The organism is Castellaniella hirudinis (assembly GCF_042651965.1).
Classification (GTDB): Bacteria; Pseudomonadota; Gammaproteobacteria; order Burkholderiales; family Burkholderiaceae_B; genus Castellaniella; species Castellaniella hirudinis.
The window spans coordinates 307,195-330,523 of record NZ_JBHSDY010000007.1; the positions used below are offsets into that span (position 1 = coordinate 307,195).

Below are 23,329 nucleotides of genomic sequence, written 5' to 3' on the forward strand. Positions count from 1 at the left end.
GTCAGTCCGGCGCCGCGCGGTTTTCAGGGCTTGCGGACGCGGCCAGCAAATGCGCCCGCAATTCTTCCAATTCGGCCTTGAGCACCCGGGCGTGACCGGGCGAACAGCCTGTCGCGCACAGCACGCTCTTGGGGACATCGCCGGCGCGGCGCCACAGATCGCGTCCGGCCTGGGTCAGCGTCACCCGCACCTGGCGCTGGTCATCCGCCGCGCGATCGCGGCGCAACAAGCCCATGGCCTGCAAGCGCTTGAGCAAAGGCGTCAGCGTGGCCGAATCCAGATAAAGGCGTTCGCCCAGCGCCGTGACCGTCTGGCCGTCGGCTTCCCACAGCACCAGCATCACCAGATATTGCGGATAGGTCAGACCCAGATCCGCCAGATGCCGCCGATAGATCTTGCCCATGGCCAGTTGCGCCGAATACAACGCGAAACAGAGCTGCGCATCCAGCGTCAGGCTGGAGGGCAGTGTTTCAGCGGCAGGGGCGGCAGAGCGATTCATGGATTCATTTTATATAGCGCGCTATTTAATAGCAAGCGATATTTTTATCCGGCAATTCCAGAAGAACCCGGCACGGCAGCGAGCGCCGGCGCAATGGCCCGCCGCCCGCTGCGCGGCTGTGCCGCCGCGTCAGGCGGTCTCGGCCTGAAACACCGGATAGTCCGTGTAGCCCTGCGCCCCACCGCCATAGAACGTCGCGGGGTCCGGCTCGTTCAGCGCCAGGTTTTCGCGGATGCGCATCGGCAGGTCCGGATTGGCCAGCGCGATCCGGCCCACCGACACCATATCGGCCAGCCCCGCATCCAGGTCGGACGACAGGGTCCCCCGATCGCGGCCCGGCCGGTTGACGATCAGCACGGACGACCACGTGCGGCGGATGTCCCGCAGCAAGGCCTCGTCCGGCCCCTGGACCACGTGCAGATAGGCCAGGCCCAGCGGCGCCAGGCGCGCCACCAGATGCCGATACAGGTCCGCGCTCTCCGGGCCCTCATCGATGCCGCCCAGCGTCCCGCCGGGCGACAGGCGCATCCCCGTATGGCCGGCGCCGATCCGGTCCGCCACCGCCGCCGCGACCTCCACGGCGAAACGCGCGCGGTTCTCGATGGAGCCGCCATACGCGTCCGTGCGCGCATTGGCATTGGGCGCCAGGAACTGCTGGATCAGATAACCATTGGCGCCATGGATCTCGACCCCGTCCGCCCCGGCGTCCATCGCCCGTGCGGCAGCGGCGGCATAGTCCTCGATCGTCTGTTCGATATCAGACAAGGCCATGGCGCGCGGCGCCGGCACGTCGTGCATGCCCGACGGCGTGTACATGCGGGCGTCCGCCGCGATCGCCGAAGGCGCCAGCGCCTGCCGGTGGTGCGGCGTGTTGTCCGGGTGGGACATCCGCCCGGCATGCATCAACTGGATGAACAGATGCCCGCCTGCCTCGCGCACCGCCCGGGTCACCCGGCGCCAGCCCTCGACATGGGCGTCTTCATGCAGCCCCGGGGAATTCAGATAACCCTGGCCGTCGGCGCTGGGCTGCGTGCCTTCCGCGATCAGCAGACCCATGGCCGCTCGCTGGGCGTAATACTCGGGCGCCAGATCGCCCGGCGTGCCATCGTCGCCCGCGCGGCTGCGCGTCATCGGCGCCTGCGCCAGGCGATTGCGCAGGGTCAGATCGCCCAGCCGGATTGGATTCCATAATGTCGTCATTTCAAATGCTCCTGATTGAATGAAAGCGAACGGACGGACTCGCCGCACCGGTGAACTCGCTCTGTCATCACATTAAGTCGTTTCATAAAGAGCCGATAGACCATAAAATACCGACAGATCGTCTTGAAAATGGAACGGACATGGATCTTTCCTCGCTGAGCGACTTCGACCTTGTCGCCACGCACGGCGGCTTTGGCAAGGCCAGCCGCAGCAGCGGCCGCGCAAAAGCCACGCTGTCACGGCGCATCATGGATCTGGAGCAGAGTCTCGGGGTCCGCCTGATCGAGCGCGGCGCGCGCGCCCTGCGACTCACCGAAGAAGGCGCCGTCCTGTACGAACGCACGCACACGCTGCTGGCCGACCTGGCCGAGGCAGGCGCCTCCGTGTCCGGCGGGCACACCGCGCCGCGCGGCACGCTGCGCATCAGTGCGCCCGTACTGTTCTCCCACACATTGATGGGCACGCTGTCCACCGAATACGCCGGACGCTATCCCGACGTGCGGCTCGACATCCGCGCAGAAGACCGCCGCGTCGATCTGGTCGAAGACGGCTACGACATCGCCATCCGCGTCAACCCGCACCCCGACTCGACCCTGGTCGGACGCTGCTTCGCCCGCGACCGGATGCTCCTCGTCGCACCCGCCGGGCTGCGGCGTCCGCGCCGGACACGCGGCGCGGCGGACATCCCCGACATCCCCGCCGTCACCCTGAACAACACGTCAGACCAAGGCCCCTGGGTCTTCCTGGACGGCAAGACCTCACGCACGGTCAACCCCGTGCCACGCCTGGTCCTGTCCTCGCTGATCATGGTCAGGGACGCCGTGCGCGCCGGCGCCGGCGCGGCCCTGATCCCTCAGTCCATGGTCCGTCCCGGCCCCGCCTCCGAGGGCCTGGCAATCTGGGGCCCGCTGCCCGACCGTCAGGTCGAACTCTGGGCCCTGCACCGCTCACGCCGCCTGGTCAACGCCAAGGTCTCGACCTTCATCGACTTTCTCTGCGCCCGGTTCCCCGACCGCTGGCTCTGAACCCAGAAAATCCAGCACATCGCGCGTGACCCGCGCCGCCTTGTCCACAATCAGGAAATGCCCCGCCTGCGGATATTCGAGGTAGCGGGCCCCCGGAATCATGCGCGCGGATGCCCGACCGGCCAGCGCCGGCGGGACGCTCGTGTCCTCCGCGCCATGGATCACCAGCGTGGGGATCGTGAAGGCTCGCATATCCTGGCGAAAATCGGTTCCGGCCCAGGATCTTGCCGTCTCGACGACCGCCCTGGGACTGGCGCGCAAGGCCATGTCCAGATACCAATGGCGGCGCGCCTCGTTCACCGTTTCGTCTTCATCCGGCCGAAACACCGTCTTGGAATAAGCGCCCAGAAAACCGATCCGATCCTGCTCCAGCGCCTGGAACAAGCCGTCGAACACCTCGCCCGGCACGCCCTCGGGACGATCCGGCGCCTGGGCCAGACCCGGCGTCACCGCCGCCAGCAGCACGACCCGGGACACCCGCGCCGCACCATACGTCGACAGGTAGCGCGCCACCTCGCCGCCGCCCATCGAAAACCCCACCAGCGCGGCCTCGTGCAGATCAAGCGCTCTTATCAGGGCGTCCAGGTCGGCGGCCAGCGTGTCATAGTCATATCCGCCCCAGGGACGGTCCGAGCGGCCGAATCCCCGCCGGTCATAGGTGATGACCCGATAGCCGGCGGCAGCCAGATGCAGCGCCTGATATTCCCAGCTCGCCGCGTCCAGAGGCCATCCATGCAGCAGCACCACAGGGCGCCCCGTCCCCCAGTCCTCGTAATGCAGCCGCACTTGGTCTTTCGTCGTGATGAATGCCATGCCTGTTCTCCTGTTCAGCAATCCGGGCCATGCTAGGACCCCGGACGCACGCCGCATAGCCACGAAACCGGGACAGCCTGATCCGTCCCTGCGCCGTGGGACACGCGGGTGGCATCATCCTTACAATCAGGAAAATCCTCAGGAAACCACTATGACCGATTGCATCGACTGCGTCGTCATCGGCGCCGGTGTCGTCGGGCTGGCGGTCGCGCGCGCTTGCGCCCAGGCCGGGCTGGAGACCCTGGTGCTCGAAGCCGAATCCGCCATCGGCACCGGCACCAGCGCGCGCAACAGCGAAGTCATCCACGCCGGCCTTTACTACCCGCGCGGCTCGCTCAAGGCCCGGCTGTGCGTCCAGGGCCGCCGGATGCTGTACGACTATTGCGCATCCCACGGCATCCATCACCGACGCTGCGGCAAACTCATCGTCGCCACCCACGAAGCGCAATTCGGCGCCCTGGAACGCATCAGCACGGCGGCCGCCGCCAATGGCGTGCACGACCTGCGCCGACTGGATGCCGGCCAAGCGCAAGCACGCGAGCCCGCACTGCGCTGCATTGCCGCGCTGGAATCGCCGTCCACCGGCATCATCGACAGCCACGGCCTGATGCTCGCCCTGCAAGGCGACCTGGAATCCGCCGGCGGCCTGCTGGCCTTGCGATCCCCCGTCCTGTCAGGCCGGGTCCTGCCGTCCGACGAAGGCATCCTGCTGCGCGTCGGCGGCGACGAACCCATGGAACTCATCGCCCGCCGCGTCATCAACTGCGCCGGCCTGTACGCCCAAGCCGTCGCCGCCGCCCTCGACGGCCTGCCGCCCGACAGCATCCCCGCCGGCCGCTACGCCAAAGGCAACTACTACGCCCTGTCGGGCAAGGCCCCGTTTTCCCGCCTGATCTATCCCGTCCCCGAACCCGGCGGCCTGGGCGTGCACCTGACCCTGGACCTGGGCGGACAGGCCCGCTTCGGCCCCGACGTCGAATGGATCGACGCCATCGACTACACCGTCGACCCCGCCCGCGCCGACGGCTTCTACGCCGCCATCCGCCGCTACTGGCCCGACCTGCGCGACGACGCCCTGCATCCCGACTACGCCGGCATCCGCCCTAAACTGATCGTACCCGCCGGCCAGGACGCCGATTTCCTGATCCAGGACACGCGCGCGCACGGCGTCCCCGGCCTGGTCAACCTGTACGGCATCGAATCCCCAGGCCTGACCGCCAGCCTGGCCCTTGCCGACGAAGTGATGACGCGGCTGGAGAATCCCTGACCCGATGCGCGCGGATCGACTGGTCCGCCGGCACAGCGCACAACACGATGCATAATCATGGCATCGCCTTCAACCCTTGTTCACAGGAATCCGACATGATCCGCGAAATGGCCCACATCACCGTGAAACCCGGCACCCAGACCGACTTCGAAGCCGGCGTCCGCCAGGCGCTGCCGCTCTTTCACCGCGCCCGCGGCTGCACCCGCGTCGAACTGCACCACATCGTCGAAAAACCCGAGCAATACGTGCTGATGGTGTACTGGGAGACCCTGGACGACCACATGGTGCATTTCCGCCAGTCCGAGGATTTCCAGGCCTGGCGCGGACTGGTGGGCGGATTCTTCGAGAAAGCGCCGGAGGTGGTGCATTCGGAGGTGGTGGTGGAGGAATAAGGGACGCCGGCCGCAACGGGCCGGACGGCCGGTGTGTTGAGCCAGCTACTTCCCGATACAAAACCTAGAAAAAATCTCCCCCAGCAAATCATCGCTGGTGAACTGCCCCGTGATCCCGCACAGCGCCTCGTGCGCCAGGCGCAGTTCCTCGGCGAACAGGTCCAGGACCTGATCGCTATGCGCGGCATGCCCTGCAGCCGCTTGCAGATGCGCCCGCGCCGCTTCCAGCGCATGCACGTGGCGCTCGCGCGCCAGCCAGGGAGATTCGGTCCCCGGGGTCCAGCCGGCGATGGCCAGCAGCCGGGCGCGCAAGGCGTCCAGGCCTGCGCCGGTGTGGGCGGAGATGTGTAGCGGAGCATCATCGGCCGTTGCCGCAACAACATCCGACGATGATGGCGGCGACGGCAGAAGATCAACCTTGTTCCACACCCTCAACACCGGCACCCCATCGGGCAAGCGCTGCACGATCTCCGCGTCCAGCGGATCGTCCGGGTGCCGCGCATCCTGCAGGTGCAGAATCACCTGGGCGCGGGCGATCTCGGCCCAGCTGCGCTCGATGCCGATGCGCTCGACGGTGTCCTCGGTTTCGCGCAGGCCGGCCGTGTCGACGATGTGCAGGGGGATGCCGTCGATGTGGATCTGCTGCACGACGCGATCGCGCGTGGTGCCGGCAATCGGCGTGACGATGGCGACGTCCTCGCCCGCCAGGGCGTTCAGCAGACTGGATTTACCGACGTTGGGCTGGCCCGCCAGCACCACGTGCAGCCCTTCGCGCAGCACCAGTCCCTGGCGGGCGGTGCGCAGCACGCCGGCCAGCGCGGCGGTCACCGCGCCAAGGCGATCAGCCGCCTGATACTTTTCCAGGAAGTCGATTTCTTCCTCGGGGAAATCCAGGGTCGCCTCGACCAGCATGCGCAACTGCACGATGCGCTCGCTCAAGGCATCGACCTCGGCGGAAAACGCGCCCGACAGGGACGCCATGGCGCTGCGCGCCGCAGCGGTGGAACTGGCCTCGATCAGGTCGGCCACGGCCTCGGCCTGGGCCAGGTCCAGGCGGTCGTTCAGGAAGGCGCGCTGGGTGAATTCACCCGGCTGCGCCAGGCGCAGGCCGATGGCTGCGCCCCGCGCCAGGCAATCCTCCAGCACGCGCCGCAGCACGGCGGGACCGCCGTGGCCTTGCAGTTCCAGCACGTCCTCGCCGGTGTAGGAATGCGGGCCGGGAAAGAACAGCGCCAGTCCTTCGTCCAGGGTCTCGCCGCGCCGATCGCGAAACGGCAGGTAGTGGGCATGACGAGGCTGCAGGGGTTGCGCGCACAACGCTTCAGCCCAGGCCCTCAGATCCGGACCGGACACGCGAATGACGCCGATCCCGCCCCGGCCGGGCGCCGTGGCAATGGCGATGATGGGGTCGGCGGAAAAAGCGCTCATGCGTCACCGGAAACAGGGGTTGGGCTCAACGGCACAAAACAAAAACGGCGCCCCGAGGAGCACCGTTTCGAAGGCAAAAACAGTCTAGCATCAGCTCGATGCCGCAGCCGCCTTCTCCCGATCCAGCCGCAGCATGATGATGCGCTGCTGGATGATGGAAATGATGTTGTTCACGCACCAGTACAGCACCAGGCCGGCCGGGAACATGAACATCATCCCGCCGAACACCAGCGGCATGATCATCATGATCTTCGCCTGGGTCGGATCGGGCGGCGTCGGGTTCAGCTTGATCTGCAGGAACATCGTCGCCATCATGATCGCCGGCAGGATGAACCAGGGGTCGCGCACCGACAGGTCGTGGACCCACAGAATCCAGGGCGCGCCGCGCATTTCCACGCTGCCCAGCAGCACCCAGTACAGCGCGATGAACACCGGGATCTGCACCAGCATCGGCAGGCAGCCGCCCAGCGGGTTGATCTTTTCGGTGCGGTACATCTCCATCATGGCGGCGTTCAGCTTGGCCTTGTCGTCGCCGAACTTTTCCTTCAGGTGCTGCATGCGCGGAGCAACCAGCTTCATCTTCGCCATCGAGCGGTAGCTGGCGGCCGACAGCGGGTAGAAGACGGCCTTGATCAGCAGCGTCAGCACCACGATGGTCCAGCCCCAGTTGCCCAGCAGCCCGTGCAGCCAGGTCATGAAATGGAACATGGGTTTGGCGATGATGGTCACCCAGCCATAGTCCACCACGACGTCCAGGCCCGGCGCCACGGCATTCATGGCCTTCTGATCCTGCGGGCCAACCCACAGATTGGCCTCGACCGTCTGTTGAGCGCCCGGGGCGATCGTGCCGACCTGCTCGATGGTACGGATGGCGTACAGATTGTCGGCCAGGCGCAGCGCCTGGTTGGTGCGCACCGTGCCCTGGGGCGGCACCCAGGCGCTGGCGAAATAATGCTGCACGATGCCGATCCAGCCGTTGTCGGCCTGCTGGATGTAGCTGCCCTTGCCCTTGGCGATCTCGTCGAACTTCACCTTCTGGAACTTGTCTTCCGACGAGTACACCGCCGCGCCCGTGAAGGTGCTGTAGAAGCCCGAAGTATTCGGGGGATCGTTGCCGTCGCGCGTCAATTGCAGATACAGCGAGGGATCGATCGGCTGGTCGCCCAGGTTGCTGATGTCATGGCGCACGCGGATATCGTAGCCATCGCGCGGCACGATGAAGGTCTTGACCACCTTCACCTGATCGGCCGTGGCCTCGAAGGCGATTTCCACGGTGTTGCCCTTGACGACGGGTTCCGGCGTCACCAGCGAGAACGGCGTCAGGTGCGTCGGATAACTGCTGCCCTGCGGGCCGACCACGCCGGTCTGGGCGACGTACATGTCGCCCGGCTGGTCGTTCAGCAGGAACATCGGGCCGCCCTCGCCATCCAGCGCCTTGTACTTCAACAACTCGGCCTGCACCAGTTGGGCGCCGGTGGTGTCGAAGGTCAGGTCATAGGCCTCGGTCTTGAGATGGACCTTCTGCCCCACGGGTTCCGCAGCCGAACCCGGCACCGTCGCGGGCGCCCCGGGCTGAGCCGTGGCGGCGGCAGCCGGCACGCCGGCGGGCTGTCCGTCTCCGGACTGGGCGGTCTTGGACTGCTCGGCGGCGGGCGGCGTCAGGGAAAACAGCGACGGCTGGCCCTGGTAGACCTGCCAGTTGTTCCACAGCAGCAGCAGCGAAAAAGAAAAGATCATCCAGAGGATGGTGCGTCGAATGTCCATTGGCGCCTGTTTTTTCGTATGGGTACGGGGCAAAAGCCCACCAGTTTAACGTAGCAATCCTGACTGCGGCCCTAACAGCCCCCGGCCGGCCTCACGGGCGGCCTGCGCCGCGCGCGGGCGGCACCGGATCGTGGCCGCCCTGGCACCAGGGATGACAGCGGCCGATGCGCCGCGTGCCCAGCCACAGCCCCCGTGCCACCCCATGGGTTTCGATGGCCTCGATGGCGTAGGCCGAGCACGTCGGGGTAAAGCGGCACTGCTGCCCCACCCAGGGACTCAGGAAATACCGGTAGAAGCGGATCGGGGCGATGAACAGGGCGCGCATCATGACGCAATCCGCGCCAGCAGGGCGTCGGCCTCGGTCCGGACTTGGCGTTTCAGGGCGGTCAGGCTGAGCGCAGGGGGACGGTTCACCAGACGGAACACCAGGTCGCCATCGGGCAGCGCGCCCCGGTGCAGGCGAAAGGCTTCGCGCAGCACGCGTTTGATGGCGTTGCGGGTCACCGCCAGGGGGGCGTAGCGCTTGGGCACCACCAGACCCAGCCGGGCAGGGCCTTCGGCCGCACCGCGCGGGCCGGACACCACGAACAAAGCCCCTCGGGCGATACGCCGCCCTTTCAGGGCAGCCGCGTATTCCGAGGGGCGATGCAGCCGGGCCGCCGGAGGAAAAGCGGTAGGCATGGCGATCATTCCGGGGTCATGCCGGAAGCATGACCCCGGAAGGAAAATCAGACGGCCAGACGCTTGCGGCCCTTGGCGCGGCGGGCGCTCAGGACGGCGCGGCCGGCACGGGTCTTCATGCGCACGCGAAACCCATGGGTGCGCTTGCGACGGGTAACGGAGGGCTGAAAAGTGCGTTTCATGATGGATCCAAAAGAGCTCGGGGCAAAGGGTCCGGGGCAGTCCCCGGGACGGATCCCGGAACTCAGTCCGGGACAAAGCCGACAGGCACAATTTGCCCACGGCATCGAAAAGCCCAGTATTTCATCAAATTTTTGAAGTTGTGTCAATCACTTGGGCGTATCCGCCCCCCTGCCCGATCGCCGCCGCCCGACAGGCCTGTGGATAACTTTGGGCGGGAAAGGGTAGAATCGAGGTTTGGCAAGATGACCGTTATGAATGAATTCTGGCAGGCCTGCGTCCAGAGACTGGAACAGGAACTTCCCCCGCAACAGATCAACGCCTGGATCCGGCCCCTGGTACTCCTCGACTACGACGAGGAACTCGCGGTCCTGAGAATCGGTGCGCCCAACCGCTTCAAGCTCGACTGGGTTCGCAAGAACTTCTCCACCCGCCTGGAATCCATGGCCTCCGACTGGTATTCCCAGGCGGTGCAGGTCCAGTTCGAACTGTCTGCGCCGGCAGGCCGTACCGTTGCGCCGCCGGCGGCCCAGCCCGCGCCGTCCGCCCCGATCCGGGCCGCGGAAGCCGTTGCGGCGGCCCCCGTCGTGGCCGCGCCCGCCGTGCACACAGCCGCGCCCCAGCCCGCCCCCGTGCAGGTCGCCACGGACGAATCCATCCAGGACCATTCCCGCCTGAACCGGGACCTGACCTTTGACAACTTCGTCATCGGCAAGGCCAACCAGCTGGCTCGCGCGGCGGCCATGCAGGTCGCCGAAAACCCCGGCGTGTCCTACAACCCGCTGTTCCTGTACGGCGGCGTCGGCCTGGGCAAGACCCACCTGATCCACGCCATCGGCAACGCCCTGCTGTCTAGCGGCGCCAGCACGCGGGTGCGCTACGTCCACGCGGACCAGTACATTTCCGACGTGGTCAAGGCCTACCACCGCCGCGCCTTCGATGACTTCAAGCGCTACTACCATTCGCTGGACCTGCTGCTGATCGACGACATCCAGTTCTTCGCCGGCAAGAACCGCACCCAGGAAGAATTCTTCTACGCCTTCGAGGCAATGGTGGCCCAGCGCAAGCAGATCATCATCACCTCGGACACCTACCCCAAGGAACTGTCGAACATCGACAACCGCCTGATTTCGCGCTTCGACTGGGGCCTGACGGTGGCGATCGAGCCGCCCGAACTGGAAATGCGCGTGGCCATCCTGCTGCGCAAGGCCCAGGCCGAGCGCATCGTCATGCCCGAAGAGGTCGCCTTCTTCATCGCCAAGCACTTGCGCAGCAATGTGCGCGAACTCGAAGGCGCCCTGCGCAAAGTGTCGGCCTACGCCAATTTCCACGGCCGCGACGTGCTCACCGTCGAAGTCTGCAAGGAAGCCCTGAAAGATCTGCTGTCGGTGTCCAACAGCCAGATCACGGTGGAGAACATCCAGAAGACCGTGGCTGATTTCTATAAAATCAAGGTCGCCGACATGTATTCCAAGCGTCGGCCCGCGAATATCGCCCTGCCGCGTCAGATCGCCATGTACCTGGCCAAGGAACTCACCCAGAAGAGCCTGCCGGAAATCGGCGACCTGTTCGGCGGACGCGATCACACCACCGTGCTGCACGCGGTGCGCAAGATCACCGATCTGCGCGCCAAGCAGACCGAGCTGAACCACGCACTCCACGTACTCGAGCAAACCCTCAAAGGATAAGAAGATGCAACTCATTCAAGCGACCCGCGATGCCGTGCTCAAGCCCCTGACGATGGTGGTGGGGATCGTCGAACGGCGCAACACGCTGCCCATCCTCGCCAACGTGCTGATCCGCAAACAAGGCAATCAGCTCGAGTTCCTGGCCAACGACCTGGAAGTCCAGATCACCACCCGGGCGGACTTCGGCGTGGGCGACGAGGTCCAGTCCACCACCGTGGCGGCCCGCAAGCTGCTCGACATCCTGCGCGCCCTGCCCGAGTCGGGCGACGTCCGGCTGTCCCTGGACGAGGCCAAGCTCACCGTCCAGGCCGGCCGCAGCCGCTTTGCCCTGCAGACCCTGGACGCGGCCGACTACCCCACGGTCACCCAGGCCGAACAATGGTCGGCGTCCTTCTCCATGTCCCAGAAGGCCCTGAAAAACCTGTTCAACCAGGTGCACTTCGCCATGGCGCAGCAGGACATCCGCTACTACCTGAACGGCCTGCTGCTGGTGCTGGAACCCGGCCGCGTGCGCGCCGTGGCCACCGACGGCCACCGGCTGGCCCACAGCGGCATCGCCGTCGAAGGCCAGGAATCCGCGCTGGACGTGATCATCCCGCGCAAGACCATCCACGAAATGCAGCGCCTGCTGTCCGACGACGAACAGGCCGCCGTGCAGATCGACGTCACGACCGGCCAGATCCGCTTCCGCTTCGACGACATCGAGGTCGTCTCCAAGCTGGTCGAGGGCAAGTTCCCCGACTACCGCCGCGTCATTCCCTCCGGCTACACCCGGCACTTCGACATCGCCCGCGACGTCCTCCAGTCGGCCCTGCAGCGCACCGCCATCCTGACCACGGACAAGCTCAAGGGCGTGCGCCTGCAACTGGGCGACAATCTGCTGCGCCTGTCCTCGTCCAATGCCGAACAGGAAGAAGCGCGCGAAGAACTCGAAGTCGATTACGCCCAGGAATCGCTGGACGTGGCCTTCAACGTCAGCTACCTGCTCGACGTGCTGTCCAACATCAAGACCGATTCCGTGCGCTGGTCCGTCCAGCCCGACGCCAACGCCTCCGTGCTGATCACGCTGGCCAACGACGAGGAATTCAAGTACGTCGTCATGCCGATGCGCATCTAGGGCCGCCCGCACACGCCCGCCCCGCCGACGGACTCAACTACAGGATTTTCATGTCAGACCTCACCCCCCAGAACGCCGCAGCCGCCGGCTACAGCGCCGACTCGATCAAGATGCTCAAGGGCCTGGAAGCCGTACGCAAGCGCCCAGGCATGTACATCGGCGATACGTCCGACGGCACCGGCCTGCACCACATGGTCTTTGAGGTCGTAGACAACGCCATCGACGAAGCGCTGGCGGGCTATTGCGACGACATCGTCGTCACCATCCACGCCGACAACAGCATCTCGGTCACGGACAACGGCCGCGGCATTCCCACCGCCATCCACAAGGACGACGAACACCACCGCAGCGCGGCGGAAATCGTCATGACCGAGCTGCACGCCGGCGGCAAGTTCGACCAGAACTCCTACAAGGTCTCCGGCGGCCTGCACGGCGTGGGCGTGTCCTGCGTCAACGCCCTGTCCGAATGGCTGCGCCTGACCATCTGGCGCAACGGCGAAGAACACAATATGGAATTCCGGCGCGGCGAACGAGTCGCCCCGCTGGCCGTCACCGGCCAGGCCGAGCGCACCGGCACCCGGGTCCACTACCTGGCCGATGCCGAAATCTTCGCCAACATCGACTACACCTATGAAGTCCTGGCGCGCCGCCTGCGCGAACTGTCCTTCCTGAACAACGGGGTGAAGATCCGCCTGGTGGACGAGCGCACCGGCCAGGACGAGAACCTGGCCTTCCTGGGCGGGGTCAAGGGCTTCGTCCAGTACATCAACCGCGCCAAGACCGTCCTGCACGACAATATCTTTGCCGTGACGACCGAATCCGAGGCCGGCGGCACGCGCGTGGGCGTCGAAGTCGCCATGCAATGGAACGACAGCTACGCCGAAACCGTGCTGTGCTTCACCAACAACATCCCGCAACGCGACGGCGGCACCCACCTGACCGGCCTGCGCGCCGCCATGACCCGGGTGCTGAACAAGTACATCACCGACAACGAACTGGCCAAGAAAGCCAAGGTCGACACCACCGGCGACGACATGCGCGAAGGCCTGGCCTGCGTGCTGTCCGTCAAGGTGCCCGAGCCCAAGTTCAGCAGCCAGACCAAGGACAAGCTCGTCTCCAGCGAAGTCCGCCCCGCGGTCGAAGAAGCCGTCAGCCGCACCCTGGAAACCTGGCTGCTCGAAAACCCCAACGACGCGCGCGCGCTGTGCTCCAAGATCGTCGAAGCCGCCCGCGCCCGCGAGGCCGCCCGCAAGGCCCGCGAGATGACCCGCCGCAAGAGCGTCCTGGAAGGCGCCGGCCTGCCCGGCAAGCTGGCCGACTGCCAGGAAAAGGACCCCGCCCTGTGCGAAATCTACATTGTGGAGGGCGACTCGGCCGGCGGTTCCGCCAAACAGGGCCGCGACCGTAAATTCCAGGCCATCCTGCCGCTGCGCGGCAAAGTCCTGAACGTCGAAAAGGCGCGCTTCGACCGGCTGCTGTCCAGCGAGCAGATCACCACCCTGATCACCGCCCTGGGCACCAGCATCGGGCCGGATTTCAACATCGACAAGCTGCGCTACCACCGCATCATCATCATGACCGACGCGGACGTGGACGGCGCCCACATCCGCACCCTGCTGCTGACCCTGCTCTATCGCCAGATGCCGGCGCTGATCGAGCGCGGCTACGTCTACATCGCCCAGCCGCCGCTCTACAAGGTCAAGGTCGGCCGCGACGAACGCTATCTGAAGGACGACGCCGAAGAAGCCCAGTTCATGCTGCATCTGGCGCTCAAGGACACGGAACTCACGCCCAGCGCCGGCGCCACGCCGATCGCCGGCGACGCCCTGCTGGACCTGGCCCGCCAATACGTCACCGCCGATTCGGTCATTGCCCGCCTGTCGCGCATCCTGGACGCCGAGGCCCTGTCGGCCATGGCCGAAGGCGTGCAGCTCAGCCTGGTGGACGAAGCCGCCGCGCGCGCCAGCGCCGCCGCCCTGGAACAGGCCCTGCATGACCCGGCCGACCCGCACGGCGTGCATGTGGAAGCCCAGTACGACGAGATCGAAGAAGCCTGGCGCCTGGCGGTCATCCGCCCGCACTTCGGCAATCTGCGCGTCAGCGTGTTCGACCGCCATTTCGTGCGCGGCGGCGACTACGCGGTCCTGGCCCGCACGGCCAAGACCTTCCTGGGCCTGATGGGCGAAGGCGCCGTCGTGCGCCGGGGCACCGGCGACAAGATGAAGGAAAAACCCGTCGCCGACTTCCGCGAAGTCATGCAATGGCTGCGCGCCGAAGCCGAACGCGGCATCAGCAAGCAGCGCTACAAGGGCCTGGGCGAAATGAACCCGGAACAGCTCTGGGAAACCACCATGGACCCGACCGTGCGCCGCCTGCTGCGCGTGCAGATCGAAGACGCCATCGCCGCCGACGAGATCTTCGTCACCCTGATGGGCGACAACGTCGAACCGCGCCGCGCGTTCATTGAAACGCATGCGCTGCAGGCGGGGAATATTGACGTGTAATCCTGTAGGATCTCGCGAAAGCTTAGATCCGTCTCATGTAAGTTAGATTTACTCTTACTCGTTTGAGCATAGATCTTGGGGTCACCAGTAGGTGGCCCTTTTTCTTCGGGTCAAAGTCACGTGACAACTGATCGCTTTACGCCGCCTCGCCAATCATCCGTTGCGGCTGAGGGTTTCGCACATGACAGCTTTCGACCCTGAAGGGACTGATCCTGTTTATGCGCGGTCGCCAGCGGCCCGCTGCGACAGTCGCCCCGACGAGATAGTCAAAATAGTGCGCCGCCGCGCTCAAAGCCCGAAAATCGTTGCGTAGCGCTCGGGCTTGAAACCGACTTCAATGCCGTGCGGCATCGTCAGCACCGGGCGCTTGATCATCGTCGGCTCTGCGACCATCAGGTCGATCGCTCTGGCTTCATCCAGACCGTCGCGTACCGCTTCAGGCAGGACACGGAACGTCTTGCTCGCCTTGTTCAGCACCTTGTCGAGCCCTGCTTCGGCAACCCACGCCGCGACTTCGGCGCGGGTGATGCCCGCGACGCGATAATCGTGAAATGTGAAATCAATGCCATGCACACCAAGCCAGGTGAAGGCCTTCTTCATCGTGTCGCAGTTCTTGATTCCGTAGATGGTAACCGTCATGTCGGACTGCTCATTTTTGGGGTGTGGACCTTTTCTTAGACAGTGTACATAGACAGCAAGTCTAGTGCATGACGATACTCGATGGGACTGCAATGGCCGTAAGCGGTCCACAACCTGCGTTGCGCCAGCGCTATAGTTGGGCCAATCATTCACGAATTTTGCGGCCAATATCACCTCCCAAACTAGGGTGGCCAGTAGCTCAGATAGGGTACTGATCATGTAGCGTTGTGCTATAAAGAAACATGGTTGGTTACACCCAGTCTCTAACTATTCGCGCGGCGTCCATGACGTCCCCGACTTCATACACATCGGCCACGCCAGTACTTGATTCGCTCGAGTTTGCCCGTGGCGCGATTTGTGCCGCGACGTTCGTGGCCGCTGATACAGCGAGCGAAACGCACGTCACGAAGCTTCGCCTTTTATTCGAGCGAGCCGGCTTGGCGTCGTCAATGAAAGAAGCCCTCAAAACCATGCAACTCCTACGCGAGGCTGAGCCGCTGGGCGGCGGATATTGGACTGCTGCGCCCCTCCGTGTTGTTGAGTTGGGCCCTGATTGCCTCCTCTTGGTAGGCCCGCACCCGACATCGGAACTGCAACGGCACTTTGCTGGCGTGCTTCGGCCCGGAAAGGGACGGATGATGAGTCATGTCGGCACAACTGCACTGCCCAAGCAATCACAGGCGGCTTGGCGAGGAAGCGACGGAAACGACGCACGCTCGTGGACCCAGATCACTATCAATTCGGCAATGGAGACACTCGCCCCATCCTTTGTCGCTGATAACCTGCAAGTGTTCGCTGTCCGACAATCTGGCGAGCGGTGTCACGAAGCGGTTTGGCTTCCAGCAGGGAGCAATCTCGCATGCGATTGGCGCGGAGTCGGGCTATTTCGTGCACGGCGCAGTACGGCGCACTACCGCTATTTCCTTGGAAAGTACGAAGCAGGAAGAGAGTTTCTAGAGGGGCCTCAGGTCTTCGATGCGGCCCGATTTCAATTCGGACTTGCGGCTCTGCAGAATAAGCCGTTGGCGACCACCATCACAACCATTTCCGGTACGACTTCGATTTCTCTGGCCGTGGCGCCTCCTCCATCAATAAGGCGCTTACTCGTGGCGCTTTGTACAGAACATCCAAGATCGTTTGGACGCGTCTGGACGTGTTGTGCCCCGACCTGTCTGCCTGTGCTACTAGAATCGCTTCAAGAACTCAGTTGCGAGATAAAACACCATGAGTGACTCCAAGACCTACTCTGCCCGCACTGTCTTTGATGGGATGAAGGGGACCCTGCATCGATATCTGGAAGCCCAATACCATATCTGGGATGAAAGCCTGATCGAAGGACGCAAACGGCTGTTGGAGTCCGAAGGCATAACATTTCAAGAGCCCCGTATCGAGGGGACGCCGTTCTATGTCGCAGGGAACACGTATGCCCAGATGAAAATTCCATCGGCAGCTAAGGCCGTGCTTGAGCTTGCTGCTGAGCAAGCTGGAACCGGAATTCCCAAGCGACCCTACAAACACCAGGCGGATGCGCTTGAGTCATTCCTTGGTCGTGGTGAGGAGGTCATCGTCGCCACCGGCACCGGCTCCGGCAAGACAGAGTGTTTCCTTATGCCGATCCTCGGATCGCTCGCCATCGAGTCCTCCGAGCGGCCGGATTCTTGGCTAAACCCCGGCTGCCGGGCACTGCTGCTGTACCCGATGAATGCGCTGGTCAACGATCAGCTTTCACGGCTACGGCGCCTGATGGGCCAGCAAAATGTTGCTGAACACATCCGCGGCAGGCGACCTGGCCGCGCAACATTTGGGATGTACACAAGCCGAACGCCGTATCCCGGAGTGGCCAGCAAAGCACGTGATCAATCCCGTCTGCAACCATTAGTGCAACATGCCTATCTCGACCTTCCCGAAGAAGCCAGGGAGCGGCTCGATCGAGAAGGTAAGTGGCCGGCCAAGGATCTTGAGGCCTTCGTAGACTCCTCCTTCGTAACCGGCCCCAACGACTCTGAGCTGCTGTCACGCAGCGAGATGCAGGCACGTTGCCCTGACTTGCTCGTCACTAACTATTCGATGCTGGAATACATGCTGCTGCGGCCGATCGAACGAAGCATCTTCGATCAAACGGCGGCCTGGTTGGCTGCCGACCAATCAAACTATTTCACTGTCGTGCTTGATGAGGCCCACATGTATCGCGGCTCGGGGGGCGCCGAAGTTGCATACCTCCTCCGAAGGCTTCATGCACGCCTGGGGGTCAGCCGGGATCGAGTGCGGTACATTTTGACCAGTGCAAGCCTTGGCAAGACAGCCGAAGCTACTACACGTATGCAGGCTTTCGCTGCAGATCTAAGTGGCCTTACCAAGGGTCAACGCGAATTCACGCTCATCCGAGGCGAGCAACTGAAGAAGTCAGGGGAGAGACCCGCGACAAAGTCAGAGGCAGCAGCATTAGCTCGTTTCGACATCTCAGCACTGCACGAGTCTGCACTCGACCCGGACAAGGCCACAACCGAATTTAGTACGCTGCTAAAAGCGCTAGGCCAAAAATCAGACCGGAGTGCCGGATGTGATCAGGCTGCACTTCAACAGGCAGTCTATCAATGGCTTCAATCATTTGGTCCCGCAGCGCTCGTTGCGAACCTGGTGACGGAACATCCGCAAAAACTCCGTGCCATCGCAACTTTGGCCTTCCCTGGATCAGGCGATGCTGAGGCAGCAATGGAGGCAACCCTGGCGCTCATGTCGTTCGCTAAGGAGCAGCATAGCGGACGCGTGTACGCACCAGTACGCTCGCATTTGTTCTTCCGCGGCATTACAGGCATCTATGCCTGCACCAATGCTAGTTGCAGTGCCAAAGACCCTTCAGTCCCTTCGGGGAGGCTTGGAAAGCTCTACTCGGAGCCGATGCTTCGATGCAAGTGCGGCGCACGCGTGTACGAAGTGCTGACGCATCGCGATTGCGGAACTGCATTCATACGAGGATACGTTGAGGATCAATTCGGAACGTTCCTCTGGCACCAGCCATCCAACGGCCTGTGGGGATCGGGCGGCCTGATGGAGGCGCATTTCCTGGTAGAGCTCGACCGTCGTGCGACCGAGGCCCATGGGCGGATGGAAGGCTCTCACGTTTGGCTCCACACAACCACAGGAAGACTTGTTGTTCAGGCACCGCCCGCTGCAGAGGAACTGGACCAATACCTCGCGCTTATCCGACCTGATAGTCCTGTGGCGATTTCAGGACAGCAGACGCTGTCCTTCAAACAAGAGTGCCCCGTGTGCACACGGCGGTGGCAGGCCGGTTCGACCAAGATCATGGATTTGGCCACAAAGGGTGAAGCACCATTCGCCCAGTTAATCCGGACACAGGTCGAACTGCAACCCATTACGCAACAAAAAACAGACCGTTCACCGAATGGCGGCCGTAAATCGCTACTCTTCTCCGACGGTCGCCAGAAAGCGGCACGTCTAGCAAGAGACATTCCGCGCGAGATTGAGAACGATGTCTTCCGACAATTATTACTCCTGGCTTCGAGAGAACTGCACGAACTCCAGCGCGAGGCCACACTCGGTGATCATATGTACGTTGCTTTGCTGCATGTGCTAGCAAAGAACGCCCTATTGCTGTTTGACGGCGCTGACCGGGAACGACTACAGCGAGATGTACTCGACCATCGCCGCCACTACCTGGGCGAATTGCGCGATGCGCTTGAAGAGTCGCCCCCAGCCAAACCGCCACGGTTCTCCTCGCTCCTCCTCCGGCATCTAGGGTCGCCGTTTTACTCATTGAGCGCACTGACGCTGGCACACATTGAGCCTATACGGCGAGTGCGTCGACAAATTCTCGCGGAGTTGCCAGGCATCAACGAAACACATCTCCATGCTGTGTGGGTAGCATGGATTCAAAGCTTTGCCAGCAACTTTGCCGTAGATGCGGATTTGCCCCCTGGCGTCAGATTGCAAGCCGCCGGCTATCCCATCGGGGGAGGCCTGGACCGAAATGGCGGCTTCTCGGCAAGACAACAGGCGTTTTTGCGTGCTCGACTACCAGAACTGGAGCAGGTCTTCGAGACGCTGACTTCAGCCTTGTGCCAAAAACATCCAGGACGCTCTGGCTCTTTTATCGTCCCGGGCAGGCTCGCCCTAAAACTCGCATCAGATCAGCACGATTGGTACCAATGCGGGCAGTGCGCCACCGTGTCGCCGGTCGAATGGTGGGGACATTGTCCAAACTGCCTAGCTGACGGAGTGACTGCCGTTCGCCCTGGAGCGACACAGTACCTACGTGCCCGCAAGGCGTTCTTCCGAGATCCAGTCAACGACATACTGGAGGGAAAGACAAGCCCATTCAACCTATCGGTGGAAGAGCATACGGCCCAACTCACCTATCGAGACGTGGACGACTCTACAACAACGACCGAGGAATTCGAGCGCCGCTTCCGGGACATTCTGGTCGAACGAAACGACACATCGATTGATGTCCTCAGCAGCACGACAACAATGGAAGTCGGTATTGACATCGGCTCCCTAGTCGCCGTGGGGCTACGCAACGTACCACCGCTACGGCAAAACTACCAGCAGCGAGCCGGACGGGCCGGGCGACGAGGATCGGCCGTATCTACGGTCGTCACCTATGCTCAGAACAGTCCTCATGATAATCACTATTTCGAAAACCCAGAGCCAATAATTTCTGGTGAACCGACTCTACCCGGGGTTGATACGACGAATCCAAAGATCGTTGAACGACATATCCGTGCACAACTCATACAGGCGTACTTTCACTCTCAGCAGTTCAACGCAACGAGCGATGACATGTTCTCGGTACTGGGTGAGACGATGGACTTCTATGGTGGTACCGGCCCATTTAGTTTACCTGGATTTATCGAGTGGCTTTCCGGCTCTCAGGCCGCACAAGCCTGCTACACCACCATGGGTAGCTGGTTGCCCACGTCGTTCAGCAAATCACCTGCCGAGGTAGCTAATGAGTTCGTTGCTGAGCTGGAACGCAAACGGCCAAAGAGCGTATCTGAGTTGGATCCTGCTGAAGAAAAGCTTATCGAGTTTCTCTTCGCCAAGGGATTCCTGCCTTCCTACGCCTTTCCACGCGACCTGTGTGTACTACAGATTGAACAGCTAGAGAGACGCGGAAATTTCACGCGGCCAAAGATACTGCAGCGTCCTCAGCAGGGGTTAAACGTCGCACTATCTGAGTACGCACCGGGCCGACTCGTCGTAGTCGATAAAAAGACCTATCGTGTTGGAACGGTTGCTGCCAACGGTTCGACCGCCATTGTTAATCGAGCTGAGCGTCTTTTCGACGATCGCCGTTACTACATACATTGTCCAGAATGCGAATACACATCCGGATTCAGACGCGAAGCACCGGAAAATGAGCAGTGTCCACTTTGTCGTACAACCGTTCTGGAAGCTGCATCGGTTATCGAGCCGCAGGTTGTCTTTCCCGAGGGATGCGGGGAAGTCGATGAGTTCGACGATGAGCAGACCTTTACGAACGCAACAAGTGCACAACTGTCCGTACCTGCTGGAAGTCTCGCGTTCGACTTCCGGAGCCTGGGCGTTCACTGCGACATCGGATTCGCAAGAGATCAGCAGCTTGTGATGGTCAACAAGGGAGAGGCTGACTCTGGACAATATTCGGGCTTTCTAATCTGTAATCGCTGCGGGAAGGCAGCATCTAATCCACAACACGTTGGCCCCCACGACCGAGATTACTATCTATCCACGCGCGGGACGGGACGCTGCAATGGTGAGTTCGAACAGGTATATCTGGGCTATAGCTTCTCATCCGACGTTCTCATTGTGCGACTTCCGTTGTCGATGCCTCTACGCTTCGACCCTTTGAAGACAACCGAACGAGAGCCTATTTCAAACGCGCTGCAATCGCTCGCAGAAGCATTCGTCTTGGGTTTAAGCCGAGAACTGGACATTGACATCCGTGAAATCAACGCAGGCTTCCGCTTCGTGCGCGTCGGTGAAGAACACTTCGCTGACATCTTCGTATATGACACGCTTTCTGGCGGTGCCGGCTATGCGACGCAAGCAGGAGAATACTTTGAGGCAGTCCTCGCACAGGCTGAGGTTCTACTGAGTCGATGCTCGTGCTCGACCTCGTGCGACAAATGCCTGCGTCATTATGGAAATCGCTTCCATCACTCCATACTGGACCGTCACTTAGCGCTTGACCTGCTCCGCTATGCACGCGACGGTTACATACCAGCAGCGCCATCCTTCGATGAGCAGAGATCCACGCTGCAGCCGCTGAAAGACATGATGCTGCTCGCAGGCTGGTCAGAGGAACCGTCCGCCACAGCCCCCTACGTAGTCACGCATCAGGGAAGGCACGTGCAGTTCTTCTCCTTTCCATCGTTGGTCGATCCGACACACTATGGATTCACATCGGAGACAAATCGCCGTGCATTCTCCCCGTTTGAAATTGCGCGCGATTTGCCTGGTGCTTATAGAGAAATCGAATGAAGACAGGCCTAGTCATAGCGCTACCGGGTGACGAAGCGCGCCTCAAGCGGAAAGTACGTACCCATTTTAAGCGACTCGGGTTCGTGAAGGCTCCTGACGGTACATTAATACCGCCTAACCTCGACAAGCAAAGTTACCGCGACATGCATGCGCATCAGCGAGACTCACGCCTCGCAGACAACCGTGCCTGGATTGCAGCGCGATCTAATCGCTTGATCCAGCACTTCGCATCTGGGGCCGAACTTGACGTCGAACGCATTTGTCCTCGCATAGAGCTCGTTCGCTCCGGCACTTGGCAAGGTGATCTTTTTAGATTTGCAAGCTACTACTGGAGAATACCAATCTCAGAAGGTTACGGCCGCCGCTTGCGATTCCTTGTGTGGGATGACTACCACGGCAAGCTCATGGGTCTGTTCGCTTTAGGAGACGCCGTATTCAACCTCCGAGCCCGAGATGATTTCATCGGATGGGACCATCATCGTCGAATGGACGCAATGGTTAACCTCATGGATGCCTACGCTCTTGGAGCTGTACCGCCATATAACATGTTGCTCGGAGGCAAGTTGATCGCGTCACTCATCCGTAGCCAGGATGTTGTTGACATCTTCCAGGCAAAGTATCACGACTCTGTTGGTGTGATCTCAGGCAAGTCAAAGCATGCCAAGCTCGTCGCGGTCACGACTACATCAGCGCTCGGGCGCTCGTCCTTGTACAACCGACTGAAGCTTAACGGTCAGCCGATCTTCCACCCAATCGGCTCGACATCGGGCTGGGGGCATTTCCACGTTTCTGACGAGTTGTTCAATGAATTACGGGAATATCTCCGGTCAGTCGGTCATCACTACGCCGACTCACATGGCTACGGTCAGGGGCCTAACTATCGGCTTCGACTGATACGTAAGGCGTTTGGTCTGCTGGGCCTGGACCCAGACATGGCAAAACATGGGCTCGTACGAGAGGTGTTCTTTTGCTCACTCGCAACCAACTCCCTCCAGTTTCTCCGGGGGGATCACAAGCACGTCAAGTACGATAACTTACCTACAGCGGCGCAGATGGGGGAAGCGGCCAAAGTGCGTTGGGTCATTCCACGAGCAAAACGAATGCCTGAGTTCCAGACTTGGCGTAGTGAGGAGTTTCTTCGAGAGCTTGACGGTACCAATGTACATATAAAACGCAAACACGGTGAACGGGTCGCATAATGGACTGGGCACGCGATTACCTGGGCAATGATGTGCCGGCCTGGCAGGGCGGCATATCCGGATTCGGTTTGACGTGCCCATGCTGTGGCGAACGAGTGCTTCGGCGCGCAGGGGGAGAGCGACGGCCGCACTTTGCGCACTACAGCCGCCGTGCCAAGCCTGATTGCGAAAACTACTTCCCTTCTCAAGACAATGCCACCATGTCAGCACTGGGCACAGGCGTCAGGGGAGTGCCAGGTGGACGGCAAAGAGAATCGCTAAGCTGCGGACTTTTTTTGGCCGCAGCAGTGGGGCAGTCATCGCTAACGCTGTGGCTACGAATTCCGCCGTGCGATCTTGAAGCATCTGCCACAGGTCGTCTAGAAATCCAGACGGGATTTGGGCTCCGTACCTACCAACTTGCCGAACTCTCCGCCACTCGCCTCGTGTCTATGGCGCCGCAATTCC

The 23,329-nt window shown here is 62.2% G+C and carries 17 protein-coding genes and 1 pseudogene; 9 read left to right on the plus strand and 9 right to left on the minus strand.

Features of this window, described 5'->3' with window-relative positions; genetic code table 11:
- Nucleotide 1: 1 nt before the first annotated feature.
- Nucleotides 2-499, minus strand: a complete 498-nt coding sequence (locus ACFO0J_RS12950) for a MarR family winged helix-turn-helix transcriptional regulator (protein WP_376813500.1) — start codon at nucleotides 497-499, stop codon at nucleotides 2-4.
- Nucleotides 500-628: 129 nt separating this feature from the next.
- Complete coding sequence (locus tag ACFO0J_RS12955) at nucleotides 629-1,699, minus strand: alkene reductase (RefSeq protein WP_376813501.1); 1,071 nt, start codon at nucleotides 1,697-1,699, stop codon at nucleotides 629-631.
- Nucleotides 1,700-1,839: 140 nt separating this feature from the next.
- On the opposite strand from ACFO0J_RS12955, the gene ACFO0J_RS12960 reads away from it, so the two are divergent.
- Nucleotides 1,840-2,724 carry a LysR family transcriptional regulator gene (locus ACFO0J_RS12960; RefSeq protein ID WP_376813502.1) on the plus strand — a complete coding sequence of 295 codons (885 nt, stop codon included), beginning with the start codon at nucleotides 1,840-1,842 and terminating at the stop codon, nucleotides 2,722-2,724.
- On the opposite strand, the gene ACFO0J_RS12965 is transcribed toward ACFO0J_RS12960, so the two are convergent.
- Complete coding sequence (locus tag ACFO0J_RS12965) at nucleotides 2,647-3,537, minus strand: alpha/beta fold hydrolase (protein WP_376813503.1); 891 nt, start codon at nucleotides 3,535-3,537, stop codon at nucleotides 2,647-2,649. The genes ACFO0J_RS12960 and ACFO0J_RS12965 overlap by 78 nt on opposite strands.
- Nucleotides 3,538-3,688: 151 nt before the next feature.
- Here ACFO0J_RS12965 and ACFO0J_RS12970 point away from each other — a divergent pair, with 151 nt between their 5' ends.
- Together ACFO0J_RS12970 and ACFO0J_RS12975 are read left to right on the plus strand one after the other, a co-directional pair.
- On the plus strand, nucleotides 3,689-4,804 hold the full coding sequence (locus ACFO0J_RS12970; RefSeq protein ID WP_376813504.1) for an NAD(P)/FAD-dependent oxidoreductase: 1,116 nt from the start codon (nucleotides 3,689-3,691) through the stop codon (nucleotides 4,802-4,804).
- Between the two features lie 95 nt (nucleotides 4,805-4,899).
- Entirely contained in the window at nucleotides 4,900-5,196 is a 297-nt protein-coding gene (locus ACFO0J_RS12975) for an antibiotic biosynthesis monooxygenase family protein (protein WP_376813505.1), read from the plus strand.
- Nucleotides 5,197-5,241: 45 nt separating this feature from the next.
- Here the strand turns inward: ACFO0J_RS12975 and mnmE are convergent, their stop codons facing one another.
- From mnmE to rpmH, 5 genes are all read right to left on the minus strand, one after another.
- On the minus strand, nucleotides 5,242-6,624 hold the full coding sequence (gene mnmE / locus ACFO0J_RS12980) for a tRNA uridine-5-carboxymethylaminomethyl(34) synthesis GTPase MnmE (RefSeq protein ID WP_376813506.1): 1,383 nt from the start codon (nucleotides 6,622-6,624) through the stop codon (nucleotides 5,242-5,244).
- Nucleotides 6,625-6,714: 90 nt separating this feature from the next.
- Nucleotides 6,715-8,388 carry a membrane protein insertase YidC gene (yidC, locus tag ACFO0J_RS12985; RefSeq protein WP_376813507.1) on the minus strand — a complete coding sequence of 558 codons (1,674 nt, stop codon included), beginning with the start codon at nucleotides 8,386-8,388 and terminating at the stop codon, nucleotides 6,715-6,717.
- A gap of 91 nt (nucleotides 8,389-8,479) precedes the next feature.
- On the minus strand, nucleotides 8,480-8,716 hold the full coding sequence (gene yidD, locus ACFO0J_RS12990; protein WP_376813508.1) for a membrane protein insertion efficiency factor YidD: 237 nt from the start codon (nucleotides 8,714-8,716) through the stop codon (nucleotides 8,480-8,482).
- The gene (locus ACFO0J_RS12995; RefSeq protein ID WP_376813509.1) at nucleotides 8,713-9,069 is read right to left on the minus strand and encodes a ribonuclease P protein component; all 357 of its coding nucleotides are present in this window, start codon (nucleotides 9,067-9,069) and stop codon (nucleotides 8,713-8,715) included. The genes yidD and ACFO0J_RS12995 overlap by 4 nt, the downstream gene beginning before the upstream one ends.
- Before the next feature lie 47 nt (nucleotides 9,070-9,116).
- Complete coding sequence (rpmH, locus tag ACFO0J_RS13000; RefSeq protein WP_043679136.1) at nucleotides 9,117-9,251, minus strand: 50S ribosomal protein L34; 135 nt, start codon at nucleotides 9,249-9,251, stop codon at nucleotides 9,117-9,119.
- A gap of 252 nt (nucleotides 9,252-9,503) precedes the next feature.
- Here rpmH and dnaA point away from each other — a divergent pair, with 252 nt between their 5' ends.
- From dnaA to gyrB, 3 genes are read left to right on the plus strand one after another with little or no spacing between them, the layout of a single operon-like run.
- Complete coding sequence (gene dnaA, locus ACFO0J_RS13005) at nucleotides 9,504-10,937, plus strand: chromosomal replication initiator protein DnaA (RefSeq protein ID WP_376813549.1); 1,434 nt, start codon at nucleotides 9,504-9,506, stop codon at nucleotides 10,935-10,937.
- 4 nt (nucleotides 10,938-10,941) lie between these two features.
- On the plus strand, nucleotides 10,942-12,054 hold the full coding sequence (dnaN, locus tag ACFO0J_RS13010; protein ID WP_376813510.1) for a DNA polymerase III subunit beta: 1,113 nt from the start codon (nucleotides 10,942-10,944) through the stop codon (nucleotides 12,052-12,054).
- 50 nt (nucleotides 12,055-12,104) lie between these two features.
- Nucleotides 12,105-14,558, plus strand: coding sequence for a DNA topoisomerase (ATP-hydrolyzing) subunit B (gyrB, locus tag ACFO0J_RS13015; protein ID WP_376813511.1), 2,454 nt, complete (start codon nucleotides 12,105-12,107; stop codon nucleotides 14,556-14,558).
- Between the two features lie 288 nt (nucleotides 14,559-14,846).
- On the opposite strand, the gene ACFO0J_RS13020 is transcribed toward gyrB, so the two are convergent.
- Nucleotides 14,847-15,197, minus strand: a complete 351-nt coding sequence (locus ACFO0J_RS13020; protein WP_376813512.1) for a Spx/MgsR family RNA polymerase-binding regulatory protein — start codon at nucleotides 15,195-15,197, stop codon at nucleotides 14,847-14,849.
- Between the two features lie 1,224 nt (nucleotides 15,198-16,421).
- Here ACFO0J_RS13020 and ACFO0J_RS13025 point away from each other — a divergent pair.
- The 3 genes and pseudogenes from ACFO0J_RS13025 to ACFO0J_RS17970 all read left to right on the plus strand — a co-directional run.
- Complete coding sequence (locus tag ACFO0J_RS13025; RefSeq protein ID WP_376813513.1) at nucleotides 16,422-21,683, plus strand: DEAD/DEAH box helicase; 5,262 nt, start codon at nucleotides 16,422-16,424, stop codon at nucleotides 21,681-21,683.
- Nucleotides 21,680-22,882 carry a Druantia anti-phage system protein DruA gene (locus ACFO0J_RS13030; RefSeq protein WP_376813514.1) on the plus strand — a complete coding sequence of 401 codons (1,203 nt, stop codon included), beginning with the start codon at nucleotides 21,680-21,682 and terminating at the stop codon, nucleotides 22,880-22,882. Before ACFO0J_RS13025 ends, ACFO0J_RS13030 begins: the two co-directional genes overlap by 4 nt.
- Nucleotides 22,882-23,022: pseudogene (locus ACFO0J_RS17970) on the plus strand (competence protein CoiA family protein); the annotation flags it as partial. The gene ACFO0J_RS13030 and the pseudogene ACFO0J_RS17970, both read left to right, overlap by 1 nt.
- Between the last annotated feature and the right edge of the window lie 307 nt (nucleotides 23,023-23,329).